The organism is Streptomyces longisporus, assembly GCF_039532765.1.
GTDB classification, from domain to species: Bacteria; Actinomycetota; Actinomycetes; order Streptomycetales; family Streptomycetaceae; genus Streptomyces; species Streptomyces longisporus.
Genome location: NZ_BAAASG010000014.1, coordinates 294871 through 310161, shown reverse-complemented (window position 1 = coordinate 310161; position 15291 = coordinate 294871). Strand labels below are relative to the sequence as shown.

At 71.6% G+C, this 15291-nt stretch carries 16 protein-coding genes; 8 read left to right on the top strand and 8 right to left on the bottom strand.

Features of this window, described 5'->3' with window-relative positions:
* Window positions 1-12: 12 nt before the first annotated feature.
* A complete protein-coding gene (locus ABD355_RS30380; protein WP_344403998.1) occupies window positions 13-1170 on the top strand; it encodes an acetyl-CoA C-acetyltransferase in 1158 nt (385 codons plus the stop codon).
* On the opposite strand, the gene ABD355_RS30375 is transcribed toward ABD355_RS30380, so the two are convergent.
* The 4 genes from ABD355_RS30375 to ABD355_RS30360 are packed head-to-tail and all read right to left on the bottom strand — an operon-like array spanning window position 1154 to window position 4549.
* The gene (locus ABD355_RS30375; RefSeq protein WP_344403997.1) at window positions 1154-2212 is read right to left on the bottom strand and encodes an NAD(P)H-dependent flavin oxidoreductase; all 1059 of its coding nucleotides are present in this window, start codon (window positions 2210-2212) and stop codon (window positions 1154-1156) included. The genes ABD355_RS30380 and ABD355_RS30375 overlap by 17 nt on opposite strands.
* The gene (locus tag ABD355_RS30370) at window positions 2212-2931 is read right to left on the bottom strand and encodes a CoA-transferase subunit beta (RefSeq protein ID WP_344403996.1); all 720 of its coding nucleotides are present in this window, start codon (window positions 2929-2931) and stop codon (window positions 2212-2214) included. The genes ABD355_RS30375 and ABD355_RS30370 overlap by 1 nt, the downstream gene beginning before the upstream one ends.
* Window positions 2928-3764, bottom strand: coding sequence for a CoA transferase subunit A (locus ABD355_RS30365; protein ID WP_344403995.1), 837 nt, complete (start codon window positions 3762-3764; stop codon window positions 2928-2930). Before ABD355_RS30365 ends, ABD355_RS30370 begins: the two co-directional genes overlap by 4 nt.
* Window positions 3761-4549 (bottom strand): enoyl-CoA hydratase family protein, encoded by a 789-nt coding sequence (locus ABD355_RS30360; protein ID WP_344403994.1) that lies wholly within the window; start codon window positions 4547-4549, stop codon window positions 3761-3763. Before ABD355_RS30360 ends, ABD355_RS30365 begins: the two co-directional genes overlap by 4 nt.
* A gap of 193 nt (window positions 4550-4742) precedes the next feature.
* On the opposite strand from ABD355_RS30360, the gene ABD355_RS30355 reads away from it, so the two are divergent.
* Together ABD355_RS30355 and ABD355_RS30350 are read left to right on the top strand one after the other, a co-directional pair.
* On the top strand, window positions 4743-5501 hold the full coding sequence (locus ABD355_RS30355; protein ID WP_344403993.1) for an SDR family oxidoreductase: 759 nt from the start codon (window positions 4743-4745) through the stop codon (window positions 5499-5501).
* Window position 5502: 1 nt separating this feature from the next.
* On the top strand, window positions 5503-6408 hold the full coding sequence (locus tag ABD355_RS30350; RefSeq protein ID WP_344403992.1) for an SDR family oxidoreductase: 906 nt from the start codon (window positions 5503-5505) through the stop codon (window positions 6406-6408).
* A gap of 6 nt (window positions 6409-6414) precedes the next feature.
* Here the strand turns inward: ABD355_RS30350 and ABD355_RS30345 are convergent, their stop codons facing one another.
* Window positions 6415-6939 carry a MarR family winged helix-turn-helix transcriptional regulator gene (locus ABD355_RS30345; RefSeq protein ID WP_344403991.1) on the bottom strand — a complete coding sequence of 175 codons (525 nt, stop codon included), beginning with the start codon at window positions 6937-6939 and terminating at the stop codon, window positions 6415-6417.
* Entirely contained in the window at window positions 6936-7211 is a 276-nt protein-coding gene (locus ABD355_RS30340) for a hypothetical protein (RefSeq protein WP_344403990.1), read from the bottom strand. Before ABD355_RS30340 ends, ABD355_RS30345 begins: the two co-directional genes overlap by 4 nt.
* A 71-nt stretch (window positions 7212-7282) precedes the next feature.
* Here ABD355_RS30340 and ABD355_RS30335 point away from each other — a divergent pair, with 71 nt between their 5' ends.
* Entirely contained in the window at window positions 7283-7690 is a 408-nt protein-coding gene (locus ABD355_RS30335; protein ID WP_344403989.1) for an MFS transporter, read from the top strand.
* An 88-nt stretch (window positions 7691-7778) separates the two neighbouring features.
* Here ABD355_RS30335 and ABD355_RS30330 read toward each other — a convergent pair whose 3' ends face one another.
* Window positions 7779-8660, bottom strand: coding sequence for a hypothetical protein (locus tag ABD355_RS30330; protein WP_344403988.1), 882 nt, complete (start codon window positions 8658-8660; stop codon window positions 7779-7781).
* Between the two features lie 103 nt (window positions 8661-8763).
* Window positions 8764-10512: a glycoside hydrolase family 35 protein gene (locus tag ABD355_RS30325; protein WP_344403987.1), complete on the bottom strand. Its 1749-nt coding sequence runs from the start codon at window positions 10510-10512 to the stop codon at window positions 8764-8766.
* A 162-nt stretch (window positions 10513-10674) separates the two neighbouring features.
* Here ABD355_RS30325 and ABD355_RS30320 point away from each other — a divergent pair, with 162 nt between their 5' ends.
* The 4 genes from ABD355_RS30320 to pepN all read left to right on the top strand — a co-directional run bounded on the left by ABD355_RS30320 (window position 10675) and on the right by pepN (window position 15171).
* Entirely contained in the window at window positions 10675-11565 is an 891-nt protein-coding gene (locus ABD355_RS30320; protein ID WP_344403986.1) for a helix-turn-helix domain-containing protein, read from the top strand.
* 11 nt (window positions 11566-11576) lie between these two features.
* Complete coding sequence (locus ABD355_RS30315; RefSeq protein ID WP_030933038.1) at window positions 11577-11927, top strand: chorismate mutase; 351 nt, start codon at window positions 11577-11579, stop codon at window positions 11925-11927.
* Between the two features lie 140 nt (window positions 11928-12067).
* A complete protein-coding gene (locus ABD355_RS30310) occupies window positions 12068-12619 on the top strand; it encodes a response regulator (RefSeq protein WP_344403985.1) in 552 nt (183 codons plus the stop codon).
* 56 nt (window positions 12620-12675) lie between these two features.
* A complete protein-coding gene (gene pepN / locus ABD355_RS30305) occupies window positions 12676-15171 on the top strand; it encodes an aminopeptidase N (protein WP_344403984.1) in 2496 nt (831 codons plus the stop codon).
* The last annotated feature ends 120 nt before the right edge of the window (window positions 15172-15291 follow it).

Sequence of the window (15291 nt, the reverse complement as noted above, 5' to 3'; positions counted from 1 at the left end):
TGGGGAGTTGCCATGGCCGAGGCCTATGTCGTCGAAGCGGTCCGTACGCCCGTGGGGCGGCGCGGGGGCGGGCTGAGCGGGGTCCACCCGGCCGACCTCGGTGCCCATGTGCTGAAGGAGCTGATGGTCCGCTCCGGAGTGGATCCGGCCGCCGTCGAGGACGTCGTGTTCGGCTGTCTGGACGCGGTGGGGCCGCAGGCCGGGGACATCGCGCGGACCTGCTGGCTGGCGGCCGGGCTGCCCGAGGAGGTGCCGGGCGTGACCATCGACCGGCAGTGCGGGTCCTCGCAGCAGGCCGTGCACTTCGCGGCGCAGGGCGTGCTGTCGGGCACGCAGGACCTGGTGGTCGCCGGCGGGGTGCAGAACATGTCGCAGATCCCCATCGCCTTCGCGACCCGCCAGGCCGCCGAGCCGCTGGGGTTCACCGCAGGCCCCTTCGCGGGCAGCGAGGGCTGGCGCGCACGGTACGGGGACCAGCCGGTGAACCAGTTCGTCGGCGCCGAGATGATCGCCGCCAAGTGGGGGATCAGCCGCCGGGACCAGGAGGAGTTCGCGCTCAGGTCCCATCAGCGGGCGCTGCGCGCCATCGACGAGGGCCGCTTCGACCGCGAGACCGTCGCCTACGGCCCGGTCGCCGTCGACGAGGGCCCGCGCCGGGACACCTCCCTGGAGAAGATGGCCGGGCTGAAGCCGGTCCTCGACGGCGGCACCGTCACCGCCGCCTGCTCCTCCCAGGTCTCCGACGGGGCGGCGGCGATGCTGCTCGCCTCCGAGCGGGCGGTACGCGAGCACGGACTGACGCCACGCGCGCGCGTGCACCACCTCTCCGTGCGCGGCGAGGACCCGATCCGCATGCTCTCCGCGCCGATACCGGCCACCGCCCACGCCCTGAAGAAGACCGGCCTGACCATCGACGCCATCGACCTGGTCGAGATCAACGAGGCCTTCGCGCCGGTCGTCCTGGCCTGGCTGAAGGAGACCGGCGCCGACCCGGACAAGGTCAACGTCAACGGCGGCGCGATCGCCCTCGGCCACCCCCTGGGCGCGACCGGGGTCAAGCTCATGACCACCCTGCTGCACGAACTGGAGCGCACCGGCGGCCGGTTCGGACTGCAGACGATGTGCGAGGGCGGTGGCCAGGCCAACGTGACGATCATCGAACGGATCTGAGCGACCCCAGCGACGCGAGGACCCCCTCCGCCTCCTTCATGATCCGCTCCACCAGCTCCGCACACCGGGGCAGGTCCTCGATCACCCCGGCGACCTGCCCGGACGCCATCACCCCGAGGTCCGTACGGCCGTCCACCATGGCCGATCTGAGCAACATCGGGGTGTTGGCGGCGAGCAGGACCTGGCTCCAGGTGAGGTCCTTGCCATGCTTCATGGCGAGCCCGTCGCGCACCATCTGCCGCCAGGTCAGCCCCGACAGCTTCCGGAACCCTGCCGCCCGGCGCATGGCGTGCAGCAGGGCTCTCGCCCGGCCGGAGCCCTCCAGCGCGGCCACCAGGTCCGTGCGCAGCATCCGGTGCGGCAGCCCGTCCACCGCCGTGGTCACCGTGACGTCCTTGACCGTCGCCGCCAGATACCTGGCTTTCACCGCGTCCGGCACCGTCGAGTCGGAGGTGAGCAGGAACCGTGTGCCCATCGCCACCCCGGCCGCCCCGTACGCCAGGGCAGCGACCAGCCCCCGACCGTCGAAGAATCCGCCCGCAGCCACCACCGGTATCCGCACCGCGTCCACCACCTGCGGCAGCAGCACCGTCGTCGCGACCTCGCCGGTGTGCCCGCCGCCCTCGCCGCCCTGCACGATCACGGCGTCCGCGCCCCAGGCCGCGACCTTCTCGGCGTGCCGACGGGCCCCTATGGAGGGGATGACGACCACGCCCGCCTCCTTCAGCTCCGCGATCAGCTCCGCGGAGGGCGCGAGGGCGAAGGAGGCCACCCGCACTTTCTCCTCGATCAGGATCCGCACCCGGTCGCCCGCATCCGAGGCGTCGGCCCGCAGATTGACCCCGAACGGCGCGTCCGTACGGGACTTGACCTCCCTTATCGCCTCCCGCAGCCGGTCGGCCGTCATGGTCGCGGAGGCCAGGATGCCCAGCGCGCCCGCGTTCGCCGAAGCGGAGACCAGACGCGGGCCCGCCACCCACCCCATGCCCGTCTGCACGAGCGGATGCCGGATGCCGACCAACCGGGTGAGAGCCGTCTCCATCACGAACCGACCTCCCTGGCACGGCTGCAGGCCGGGTCGATCACCTCACGGATCAGCCGCAGCTCCTCCGAGGTCGGCTCACGCGTCGGCGGCACCTCGTCCGGGACGGTCAGATCGAAGCCCGTCGCCTCCCTGACCTGCTCCACCGTGACACCCGGGTGCAGGGAAGCAAGCCGCATCGAGTGGTCGGGGGTGGCGAAGTCGAAGACGCCCAGATCGGAGACGACACACGGGATGCGGTGGTAGCGCGCACCGGCCGCACGGTCGTATCCGACCCCGCAGACCATGTCGACCTTCTCGACGAACACGCGCCGCGAATGCCTCGGCACCCAGTAACTGGTCGGGTTGTTGAGGGTGTTGACCGGTGCGCCCCGCACCCCGAGCAGCTGCCGCGTGGGCCGTTGCCAGTCACCGATGCACGAGATGTTCTGGTTGCCGAACCGGTCGAGCTGGCTCGCGCCCATCATCACGTGCCGGCGGCCGCCGGAGACCAGGGCGAGATGCTGCCGGTACGGCAGCCAGCCCTCCGGTGTCCCGTCCGGGCGGACCAGCATCGCCTCGCCGTCGGTCAGCAGCAGGTCCGGGGAGAAGGTGAGCCGGGCGAGCCGGGCGCCGATGGACGGGATCAGTCCCATGGGGCTGGCGAGCACCTCACCGTTGTCCCGCCAGGCCTCGGCGCAGGCGATCACGCAGTACTCGGCGCGGCTGACCTCGCTCATGTCGCCTCCCTGACCGCCGACTGGTAGGCCTGTTCGTCCCCGGCGAGGAACCGTGCGGCGAACTCCGGCCACGGCGTGGACGCGTACTGCTTCTGGAAGGCCTCGTCCCGCTCGTAGTCGGGTGCGCAGGAGGTGAAGTGGGCGCCGTTCGGGGCCTCGACGACCCCGGTCACCGTATGGCGCCTGACGAGCAGGGTCTGCGGTGCGGCCTCCTTCGTCAACTCGGCGGTGTCGACGATCCGCTCGCACGACAGGTACGCCGCGTCCGCCGCCTCGCAGAACAGGTCGTCGAAGTACGGGTCGGGGCCCAGGTACTGCCCGTTGCCCAGCCGGTCGGCACGGCCCAGGTGCACCAGGGCCGCATCCATCCGCAGGGCGGGCATCGCCACGAACGTCTCCCCGTCCTCATAGGGCGAAGTCACCGTCCGCAGCCCGGGGTTGACCCGCATCACGTCCGAGCCGATCCCGGCCCGCACCGGCAGGAACGGCAGCCGGTTCGCCGCCGCGTGCAGCCCCCACATGAACATCGCCTCGTCGATCTCCATGAGCTCGAAGGCACCGCCCTCGCGGGCCGCGCGGTAGTGCGGTTCGAGGGGGATGGAGTCGAGGGTGACGAAGGGCGCCACCAGTTTCCGGATCCGTCCGGCGGCCGCGAGCATGCCGATGTCCGGGCCGCCGTACGAGATGACGGTCAGGTCACCGATGCCGGACCGCAGCAGCGCCCTGACCAGGGCCATCGGCTTGCGCCGTGAACCCCAGCCGCCGATGCCGAGGGTCATGCCGCTGTGCAGACGGGAGACGACCTGCTCGGCGGTCATCGTCTTGTCACTCACGCCTGTGCACCCTCCCTCTCATCCCTCTCGTTCTTCTCCTTGCCGAAGGTGTCGCGGACGCGGTCGCCCACCCCGATCGCGTTCGCCTCGTAGGTGAAGCCCTGCTCGAAGCGGTAGCTGCGGCGCACGTCGACCGGATCGATGCCGTTGATGGCGGCCTTGGCCAGCCGCAGCAGCTCACCGTCCTTGGCGGCTATCTCGCCCGCCAACTCCAGGGCGGCTGACCGCAGTTCCTCCCGCGGCACCACCCGCCACACCGAGCCGTGCGCGTGCAGCTCGGCGGCGGTCGCGGTGCGGGAGGTGTAGTACAGCGCCCGCATCAGGTGCTGCGGGACCAGCCGGGACAGGTGCGTGGCCGCGCCCAGGGCGCCCCGGTCCAGCTCGGGCAGCCCGAAGGTGGCGTCCTCGCTGGCCACGATCACGTCCGCGTTCCCCACCAGCCCGATCCCGCCGCCCAGGCAGAAGCCCTGCACCGCCGCCACCACGGGCACCGCGCACTCGTACACCGCCGCGAACGCCTCGAAGCAGCCACGGTTGGCGCCGGCCAGCGCGCTCGGACCCTGCGCCTGTATCTCCTTGATGTCCACGCCCGCATTGAACCCCCGCCCCTGCGCGGCCAGCACCACGCACCGCACCTGCGGATCGCGGCCCGCCGCGCGCACCGCGTCGGCCAGCGCGAACCAGCCGTCCACCGGCAGCGCGTTCACCGGCGGGAAGTCGACCGTCACGACGGCGATGCCGCTTTTTTCGGGTCCCTTTTCCGGGGACGAGGTGGAGACACCCATGGGCACATCAGCTACCTTTCCAACCAACGCCTTTCCACCAAACATTTGTTAGGTGCGAGGCTTCGAAGCTAGCAGCCCTCGGATCGGAGCGGGAGGCCTGTGGATACTGCGTTTTTCCGGGGGGCGACCCCCGGACCCCCAGCAGAAAGAGCAGGTCGGAAGCGGTGGTCGCCGCGGGCATCGCGAGGCCGCCATGAGTAGCGTGCCCCGGCCGCAGCTGAGCGGCAGGACCGTCGTCGTCACCGGCGGCACCCGGGGTGTCGGGGCCGGGATCGCGCAGGCCTTCGCCGAGGCCGGTGCCGAGGTCGTCGCCTGTGCCCGCAGACCGCCCGAAGTTCCGTTCGAGGCCGTCGAGTTCGCCCCCCTGGACTTGCGCGACCCACCCGCCGTACGGTCCTTCTTCGCCGGGCTCCCCCGGCTGGACGTCCTGGTCAACAACGCGGGCGGCGGGCCCTACCGGCTGCTGGCCGACGCGGAAGCCGAGCGGCACGCGCGCGTGCTGGAGCTGAACCTCCTCGCGCCGCTCACGGCCTCCCTCGCCGCGTACGAACACCTCAGGCGGGCGCAGGGCTCCGTGGTGATGATCGGCAGCGTCAGCGGCAGCCGCCCCTCACCCGGTTCCGCCGCCTACGGGGCGGCCAAGGCGGGCCTGGAGAGCCTCGCCCGTTCGATGGCCGTGGAGTGGGCGCCCGAGGTGCGTGTCAACACCCTCGTCGTCGGCATGGTCCGCACCGAACTGGCCCACCTCCACTACGGCGGCGAGGACGGCATCGAGGCGGTCTCCCGCACGGTGCCACTCGGCCGTCTGGCCACCCCCGCCGACGTGGGCGCGGCCGCAGTGTTCCTGGCCTCCGACGCGGCCGCCTACATCAGCGGGTCGAGCCTGCTGGTGCACGGGGGAGGGGAGCGGCCGGCGTTCCTGGATGCGGCAACTGCCAACAAGGAGACATGAGATGAGCGGAATCTGCGACGGGCGGGTCGTGGTCGTCACCGGCGCCGGCCGCGGCCTCGGGCGAGCGCACGCGCGCGCGTACGCGACGGAGGGCGCCCGGCTGGTCGTGAACGACCTGGGGGTGGGCCTGGACGGGGCGCCGGGCCCCGACAGTCCGGCCGGGCGGGTGGTGGACGAGATCCGCGCGGCGGGCGGCCAGGCGATCGCCCACGGCGGCGACATCGCCACCACCGAAGGGGCGGCCTCCCTCATCGCGACGGCCCTGGAGACGTACGGCCGGCTCGACACCCTCGTCAACAACGCCGGCTTCCTGCGCGACCGGATGCTCGTCAACCTCGACGAGGACGACTGGGACGCCGTTCTGCGCGTTCACCTCAAGGGCCACTTCCTGCCGCTGAAACACGCTGCCGCGCACTGGCGGGCCGAGGCCAAGGCGGGCCGTATGCCGGTGGCCCGGATCGTCAACACCAGCAGCGGCGCCGGGCTGCTGGGGTCGGTCGGACAGGGCAACTACAGCGCTGCCAAGGCCGGCATCGTCGGCCTGACGCTGGTCGCCGCGGCCGAACTGCGCCGCTACGGCATCCAGGTCAACGCCGTCGCGCCCGCCGCTCGCACCCGGATGACGGAACGCACCTTCGCCGAGACGATGACGGCGCCCGCCGACGGCTTCGACGCGATGGCCCCGGAAAACGTCTCCCCGCTCGTCGTCTGGCTCGGCTCCGCCGCGAGCGCCGGTGTGAGCGGGCGCGTGTTCGAGGCGGAGGGTGGCCGGATCACGGTCATGGAGGGCTGGCGGCCGGGTCCGAGCGCCGACAAGGGGGCGCGCTGGAGTCCCGGTGAGGCGGGGGAGACGGCGCTGAAACTGCTCGCGGAGGCGGCGGAGCCGGGCGCGGTGTACGGGGCCTGAGCCCCCTCAGCCGCTGAGACGGGCGGCGGCCTTGCGCTGCTCCTGAGTCATCACCTGCAGGAAGCGGATCACGGTGTCCAGCTCGTCCGTGCTGAACGCCTCGCACGCCGCGGCGATGTCGCGCGCCCACTCCTCGAAGAACGCGAAGAGATGGGCGATCTTCTCCCGGTTCAGCTCGACGAGCACCCGCCGCTTGTCCGTCGGATGCTTCACCCGGCGTACGAATTCCTTGGCTTCGAGGCGGTCGACCAGGCCCGTGACGGATGCGGGAGCCAGGCCGGTGTGCTCGGCGAGGTCCTTCGCGGTCAGCGGGCCATGCCGCTCCAGGAGGTCGAGGGCCTTCTCCTCGCTCGGGATCAGCCCCTGCCTGGCGGACACCGCGGAGTGGAACATCACGGTGGCCCCGCTGTTCTCGCGGCCCGCGGCGAACAGCCGCAACAGTGTCTCGGCCCGCCGCTTGTCGTCCGTGGGGACGGCCGCCTCGAGGTTCGGCACCAGCCGCCGTTCGGATCCCGTCTCGCTGCCGCTCATGGCGTCAGCGTAGCAAATATTTCGTTCGGCCGAACTAAGTACTTGCGATCACCCATGCTTCGGTGCAAGTCTTTCGTTCGTCCGAACGAAATAAATCTGGACTCGACGAAATCCGGACCAACGGGAGACGCCATGACCACCACCCTTGCCATGTCCCCGCCCACCGAAGCGGGTCCGTATCCGCGCCGCTGGGCCGCCGCCGTCGTGATGATGATCGCGGCGCTGATGGACCTGCTGGACGTCACGATCGTCAATGTGGCGATCCCGTCCATCGGCCGTGACCTGCACGCCTCGCAGAGCGAGCTGCAGTGGCTGGTCTCCGCCTATCCGGTTCGGGCGCCTGGTGCTCGGAGCCGGCGCCCTGATGATGGCCGCCGGTCTGGCCTGGGTGTGGGCAGCCGTCACCGACGCGCCCCCCGTACACACCGGCGCCTGGCCGATGGTCCCGGGCCTGGTGGTCGCGGGAGCCGGACTGGGCTTCCTGGTGGTGCCGCTGGTGAACGTGGTGCTGTCCGCGGTGCCTGCGGAGCTGGCGGGCGGGGCGTCCGGGATCTTCTCCACGGCACAGCAGTTCGGGGGCGCGCTCGGGGCGGCCACGGTCGGCACGGTGTTCTTCGACCACGCGGGCAGCGGCCTGACGGACGCGCTGACGGCGGCGATGCCCTGGGTGACCGCGGTGTTCGTGGCGTGCGCGGTGCTCTGCGCAGGACTGCCGCGGCGGGCGGTGTCCTTCAGCCCGTCCGGCGTTTGAGGACGAGGCCGGTCAGCCCGAAAGCGGGGGCCCGGGGGCGGCAGCCCCCCGGGCCCCCGCTGCAGTGCCGGGAGCAGAACAGCACCCCCTAGGTGTCACATTCCAGCACCGTCCGGCACAGCGCACACCGCGCGCGGACGCGCCCCCGTACCGGCACCCGGATCTTCTGATGGCAGGTCGGGCAGGGGAACGAGACGCGCAGCCGGCCGCCGCCGTCCGGGGTGAAGGTGTAGGGCACGCCGGGCTGCGGCCCCGGGGCGTGGCGGCGGTCGCGGGCGTAGCGGCGGCGGCCCGCCCAGCCGGCGGCCGTCAGCGGGGGCTGCTGCTCGTCGCGGCGGGCCTCCGCCATGCCCCGGGTGTAGGCCTCGTAGGCCTGGGGGCTGGTGAACCAGATCGACGGGTCCTCGCCGAAGACCAGCGCGCGTTTCGCCAGGACGTAGCCGAACTCCTCGGGGGTCAGATAGCCGAGCTTCTGGGAGGAGGTCGAGTCCTCCCGGTAGGCGTCCAGCAGCAGCCAGCCCGCGCCCAGGTAGGTCGTCGCCGTGTCCGTGAGGATCTCGTTGTCGCGGGTGCCGGGGAAGGACAGGTCCAGGCGGTGCAGATACACGTGCATGATCTCGTGCGCCAGGGCGGCGCCGATGTCACGACGATGGGTGCGGAAACGGTCGTTCAGCTCGACGAAGTACTCGGGGCCCGCCGCCAGTTCGACGTTCGCCGCGTGCTGCATCTCGCGGAAGCCGACGATCAGCCGGGCGTCCGGCAGCCGGTAGTGGCGCACCAGCTCGCGGGCCACGCGCTGTGCGCCCAGATAGAGGTCGTCGGTGTCGCAGAAGGCCACATCGGCGGGCAGGACGCTGCTGGAGAAGGTCTGGATGGTGTCGTACGACAACCGTTTGTAGAGCGCGGTGATGGCGGCCCGCACCGTCTCCAGGTGTGGGTAGCCGTGCTCGACCGGTCCGCCGTTCGCCACGCCCGAACCCCCAAGACGCCCTGAACCCGATTCCACTGTACGGGGAGGTGAGCGGTTTTTCCCCCGCTCGCCCGCCCCGTCGACCCGCCCACCCTGAAGATCGCTAGAGGGCCCGCAGGAGCACGGCCTCCGCTGCCGCCTCCTCGAACTCCAGCAGCCACACCTCGTTCTCGCCCTCGTGCAGCACGGGACCGGGCACGTACAGGGAGCGCTGCGGGCCCGCCGACCAGTAGCGGCCCAGGTCGAACCCGTTGACCCACACGAATCCTCGGGTCCAACCGGGCAGTTCGAGCTTTGCGTCCCCGGCGCCCCGCACGGTGACCGTCCCCCGGTACAGCCCCGGAGCGCCGTTCCCGGCAAGCGGCTGGAAGGGGACGTCCCCGATGTCGTCCAGCGCATCCAGACGCAGCCCACGCGCGCGTACCCCGTGCAGATACTGCCGCTCGTGCAGCAGACCCCCGGTGATCCCCTTGGGCTCCCCGCTGCGCGGCCCGTAGTTGACCCGCCCCAGGGACTCCACCCACAGCTCCACACGCGCGTGCCCGGCGATCGGCTCCTTGAGCTGCTCGTCGCCCTCGGTGAGCACACCGGCCCGCTCACCGTCGACGTACACCACCGCCAGATCCCGCAGACCGCGAGCGGTCAGCGGGTACGGCTGCCGCGGCCCCGGCACCGTCACCGCATACCGGACGAGCCCGCGGTCCACGTCCAGCTCCTCGAAGGTGGGCGGCACGGGCCCCGAGGTCTCCGGCCCTCCCCGGGCCTCCAGTACGACGTCCAACGGCGCCCACCCGTCCAGGCGCACCTCGGCCGACGCCCCCAACCGCGCGGGCGCGGGCGGCAGTTCGGGCAGCGGACCCTCGGCGTACTCGGCGAGGACCTCACGCAGCCGCCAGAACTTCTCCGTCGGGCGGCCGAACTCGTCGATCGGGGCGTCGTAGTCGTACGAGGTCACATCCGGCTCCAGCGGCCCCTCGTGCAGCGCGCCGCCGCCCCGGTTGGCGCCCGCCCAGCCGGCGAAGCTGGTCCCGCCGTGCGCCATGTACAGGTTGACCGAGGCCCCGCACTCCAGGATCTCCCGCAGCGCGGCAGCGGCGTCGTCGGCGCCCCGGGTGATGTGCTCGCCGCCCCAGTGGTCGAACCAGCCGCACCAGAACTCCATGCACATCAGCGGACCTTCGGGGCGGTAGCGGCGCAGCGTCTCGAAGCCCTCTCGCGCGCGGGAGCCGAAATTCACCGTGGCGAGCACCCCCGGGATGCAGCCGCCGCTGAGCATCTGGTCCTCCGGGCCGTCCGACGTGCACAGCGGCACCGTGACGCCCCGCTCCCGCAGCAGGTCGGCGAGACGGCGCAGGTACTCGGCGTCCGAGCCGTAGCTGCCGTACTCGTTCTCCACCTGCACCATGACCACCGGACCGCCGCGGTCGATCTGCCGGTCCACGACCTCGGGCAGGAGCACGCCGAACCAGCGCTCCAGGTGTTTCAGGAATCGCTCGTCACGGGTACGCGCGCGCGTGCCCAGCTCGCCCGTCAGCCAGTGCGGCAGCCCGCCGTTCTCCCACTCGGCGCAGATGTACGGCCCCGGCCGCACGATCGCCCACAGCCCCGCCCCGCGGGCCGCGTCCAGGAAACGGCCGAGGGCCCCCGCGTCGTCGTAGGTGCCCGGCCCCGGCTCGTGGAGGTTCCACGGCACATAGGTCTCCACGCAGTTCAGGCCCATCGCCCGCAGCATCGCCAGCCGATGGCCCCAGTGCTCCTCGTGCACCCGGAAGTAGTGCAGTGCCCCGGACAGCAGCCGCACCGGGCGCCCGTCCAGCAGGAAATCCGTTTCCCCCACCTCGAACTCGGTCATGCGCCCCAGCCTCACCCCTTGGCGGCGATCACGTCCATGGACAAAGATCGGCGCTGCTTGGACGAAAACACGACCGCCGGACGACGACCCGGACAACGGCGTTCGCCGGCGGCTCGAACAAAGGCCGGCCGTGGCCCGAACGACGCCGGGAGGAGCACGCCGATGTACCACACCTGGATGCGGTTCTTCACGCCCGGACCGGTCCATCACCGCCTCGGCCTCGTCTGCCTCGGCGTCGGCCTGCAGTACGGCGCCCTGCCCACCGTCGGCCCCCGCACCCTCGACCACCACGTCGCCGTCGTCATCACCACCGGCAGCGGCTGGTACCAGCACCCCGACGGCCACCGCACCGCCGTCACCGCACCCGCACTGCTGTGGCTCACGCCCGGCACACCGCACCACTACGCCCCCGACCCCGCCACCGGCTGGGACGAGGGCTTCGCCGTCTTCACCGGGCCCGCCACCACCACGTACACCGAACTCGGCTACATCGAACCCGACCGCCCCGTCGTCCCCCTCTCCGACGCCACCGGCCCGCGCGCCGTCATCGGCCGCATCGCCCGCGCCGCCCGCCGCGGCAACCCCCTCCTGGAGGTGGAGACCGGCGCCGCCGTCCACGAACTCCTCGTCGCCCTGCGCCGCGCCCGAGCCGACCTCGCCCCCGACGGCGACCCCGTCCTCAAGGCCCTCGCCCGCGACGCCTGCCTGCCCCTCACCGTCGCCGACCACGCCGCCCGGCACGGCATGACCCCCGCCGAACTGCGCACCGCCGTACGCCGCGGCGCCGGCTGCAGCCCCAAGGACTACCTGCTCGGCATCCGCCTCGGCCGCGCCAAGGAACTCCTCGCCGCCACCGAACTCCCCGTCGCCGCCGTCGCCCGCCGCGTCGGCTACGACGACCCCGCCTACTTCTCCCGCCTGTTCACCAGCCGCGTCGGCATGCCGCCCGTCCGCTTCCGCGTTCAGCAGTACCGCGCCGTCCCCGGCGGCTGGAGCAACCGCGTCCCCGACCCCGACGATCCACCGATGATCGAACCCACCTCCGCCACGTAGGCTGGGCGCCCATGACCACCAGCAACACCGGCACCCGCGACGTCGACCCCGCCGTCCGCGAGGAACTCGCCCGGCTGCGCGACAGCATCGACAACATCGACGCAGCCGTCATCCACATGCTCGCCGAACGCTTCAAGGCCACCCAGCAGGTCGGCCACCTCAAGGCCGCACACAAACTGCCGCCCGCCGACCCCGCCCGCGAGGCCCGCCAGATCGAGCGGCTGCGCGCCCTCGCCGAAAGCGCCAAACTGGACCCGGCATTCGCTGAGAAGTTCCTGAATTTCATCATCGCCGAAGTGATCCGCCACCACGAACGCATCGCTGACGACGCCGTGAACGGCTCCGCAAAAACGGCGAATTGACCTCGGTCGATGCCGCAGAGGACGTGACAGAAGGGCCCGCACAGGGCATGCTGCGCTGTGCACTCCTTGTCAGCTGACGGCCACGGCACGTCAGCACCTCGGACATAAGCTGGTTGTCCACGCAGGAGGGACGACGGGCCATGCCGGAAGCCAAGATCCTCATCGTGGACGACCACGAGGACACCCTGTACGCCCTGGAGAGTGCCCTGGCCCCGCTGGGCTATCAGCTGGGCCGCGCCACCAACGGCGACGAGGCCCTCAAGCAGGTGCTCCGCGGACAGGTCGGCCTCCTGCTGCTCGACGTCCGCATGCCCGGCGTCAGCGGCCTGGACGTGGTGCGCTACATGCGGCGCGTGGAACAGACCCAGCACATCCCGGTCATCCTCCTCACCGGCTTCGGCCCCGACCAGTTACTGACCTCCACCGCCTTCGCCCTCGGCGTCGCCGACCTCGTCATGAAACCCATAGACCCCTGGTCGCTGCGCACCAAGGTCCGCTACCTCTACGACGCCCACCGCCGCCACCTCGCCCTGGAGCAGGAGATCCGCGAACTGCGCGCCCTCGTCAAGGACCACGCCGACGCCGACGACCCCGGCCACCGCCCGGCCGCCCTGCCCCACCCCGACGCCCGCCTCCCCGCCCAGCGCCTCAGCCAGGCGCTGGGCGGGGAGCTCGAAGAGGAGCGGACATAGGGCGCGTAACGGTCCGCCCCTGTGCCTTGTCAGTGCCATCGGGCAGCATTACCTGCATGTCCGTTCTGACGCGCGACGAAGCGCAGACCCGTGCCAAGCTCCTCGACGTCCACCGCTACACGATCGACCTCGATCTGACCACCGGCGACGAGACCTTCGACTCCCGCACCGTCATCCGCTTCACCGCGCGCACGGACGCCGACACCTTCGTCGAGCTCAAGCCCGCCCAGCTGCGCACCGCCACCCTCGACGGGCAGCCCCTCGACCCGGAAACCCTCGACGGCAACCGCCTGCCCCTGAAGAACCTCACCGCCGGCGAGCACGAACTGCACCTCGACGCGAGCATGCGCTACTCCCGCACCGGCGAGGGCATGCACCGCTTCACCGACCCCACCGACGGCGAGACCTACGTCTACACCCAGCTGTTCATGGACGACGTCCAGCGCGTCTTCGCCGCCTTCGACCAGCCCGACCTCAAGGCCGTCTTCGACCTCACCGTGACGGCCCCAGAAGGCTGGAGCGTCCTCGCCAACGGCATCACCGAACACCTCGGCGAAGGCCGCTGGCAGGCCGCCACCACCCCGCTGATCTCCACCTACCTCGTCGCCGTCGCCGCCGGCCCCTGGCACTCCGTGCGCACCGAACACCGCGACCTGCCCTTCGGCCTGCACTGCCGCCGCTCCCTCGCCCCCCACCTCGACGCGGACGCCGAGGAACTCCTCGAGATCACCAAGCAGTGCTACGACCGCTACCACGAAAAATTCGAGGAGCCCTACCCCTTCGACTCCTACGACCAGGCCTTCGTCCCCGAGTTCAACGCCGGCGCCATGGAGAACCCCGGCCTGGTCACCTTCCGCGACGATTTCGTCTACCGCTCCGCCGTCACCGACACCGAGCGCCAGACCCGCGCCATGGTCATCGCCCACGAGATGGCCCATATGTGGTTCGGTGACCTCGTCACCCTCCGCTGGTGGGACGACATCTGGCTGAACGAGTCCTTCGCCGAGTACATGGGCTACCAGACCCTCACCGAAGCGACCCGCTTCAGCGACACCTGGACCGACTTCGGAGTCGTCCGCAAGGCCTGGGGCTACGACGCCGACCAGCGCCCGTCCACCCACCCCGTAGCGCCCGAGAACGTCAACGACACGGCCTCCGCCCTCCTCAACTTCGACGGCATCTCGTACGCCAAGGGCGCCTCCGCACTACGCCAACTCGTGACCTGGCTCGGCGAGAAGGACTTCCTCGCCGGCATCAACACCCACTTCGCCCGCCACAAGTTCGCCAACGCCGCCCTCGCCGACTTCATCGACTCCCTCGCCTCCGCCACCGAACGCGACGTCCACGCCTGGGCCGACGCCTGGCTGCGCACCACCGGCGTCGACACCCTCACCCCCGTGGTCACCCCCGGCGACGACGGCACCTGCACCCTCACCGTCGAACACACCGGCAGCCGCCCGCACCGCATCGCCGTCGGCCTCTACGACCCGGACGTCGCCGACGAGGGCCGCCACCTCATCCTGCGCGACCGCCTCGACCTCGACATCCCCCACACCACGCCCGAGCCCCTCGGCAAGCGCCCCGCCCTGCTCCTCCTCAACGACGGCGACCTCACCTACGCCAAGATCCGCTTCGACCCCGAGTCCTTCGACACCGTCCGCAGCAGCCTCTCCGGCCTGCCCGACCCCCTCACCCGCGCCGTCGTCTGGAACGCCCTGCGCGACGCGGTCCGCGACGGCGGGCTCCCGCCCACCACCTACCTCGACACCGCCCGCACCCACCTCCCGTACGAAACCGACCTGGCCCTCGTCCAGGGCGTCCTCGCCTTCGCCGCCACCAAGGTCGCCGACCGCTACCTCACCCCCGAACAGCGTCCGGCGGCCCTGACCACCCTCACCTCCCTGTGCCGCGACCTCATCCGCCGCACCGAGGACGGCGACAACCCCGGCCTGCGCCTGATCGCCGTACGCCACCTCATCGACGTCGCCGCCCACCCCGACACCATCGCCGCCTGGCTCGCCGACGGCACCGTCCCCGGCGGCCCCGAACTCGACCCCGAACTGCGCTGGCGCGTCCTCGCCCGCCTCGCCGTCCTCGGCGCCACCGACGAGCAGGCCATCGCCGCCGAACTCGACCGCGACCCCTCCGCCACCGGCCAGGAAGGCGCCGCCCGCTGCCGCGCCGCCCTGCCCGACGCCGAAGCCAAGGCCAGGGCCTGGCAGGCCATGTTCGGTACGGACGAGCGCACCGACCTGTCGAACTATCTCTTCACCGCCACCGCCCGCGGCTTCTGGCAGCCCGAACAGGCCGACCTGGTACGCGAGTACGTGCCCCGCTACTACGAGGACGCCGTCGCCCTCGCCGCCCGCCGCGGCCCCGCCATCGCCACCGCCGTCGGCCGCTGGGCCTTCCCCGCCCACGCCGTCGACACCGAGAACCTGCAACTCGGCCAGGAGTGCCTCGACACCGCCGACCCGATCCCCGCACTGCGCCGCAGCCTGACGGACGAACTCGACGACCTGGCACGGGCGTTGCGGGTGAGGCAGGCGTAGGACCGGGGACGTACGACGTCGCGGGTGCGGCTGGTCCCTGACGACGATGCGGGGAGCTGATCGTCCTTCCTAGGCTCGACCGGACGAAGGACGATCAGCCCGAACTCTCCTCAGGAGGCA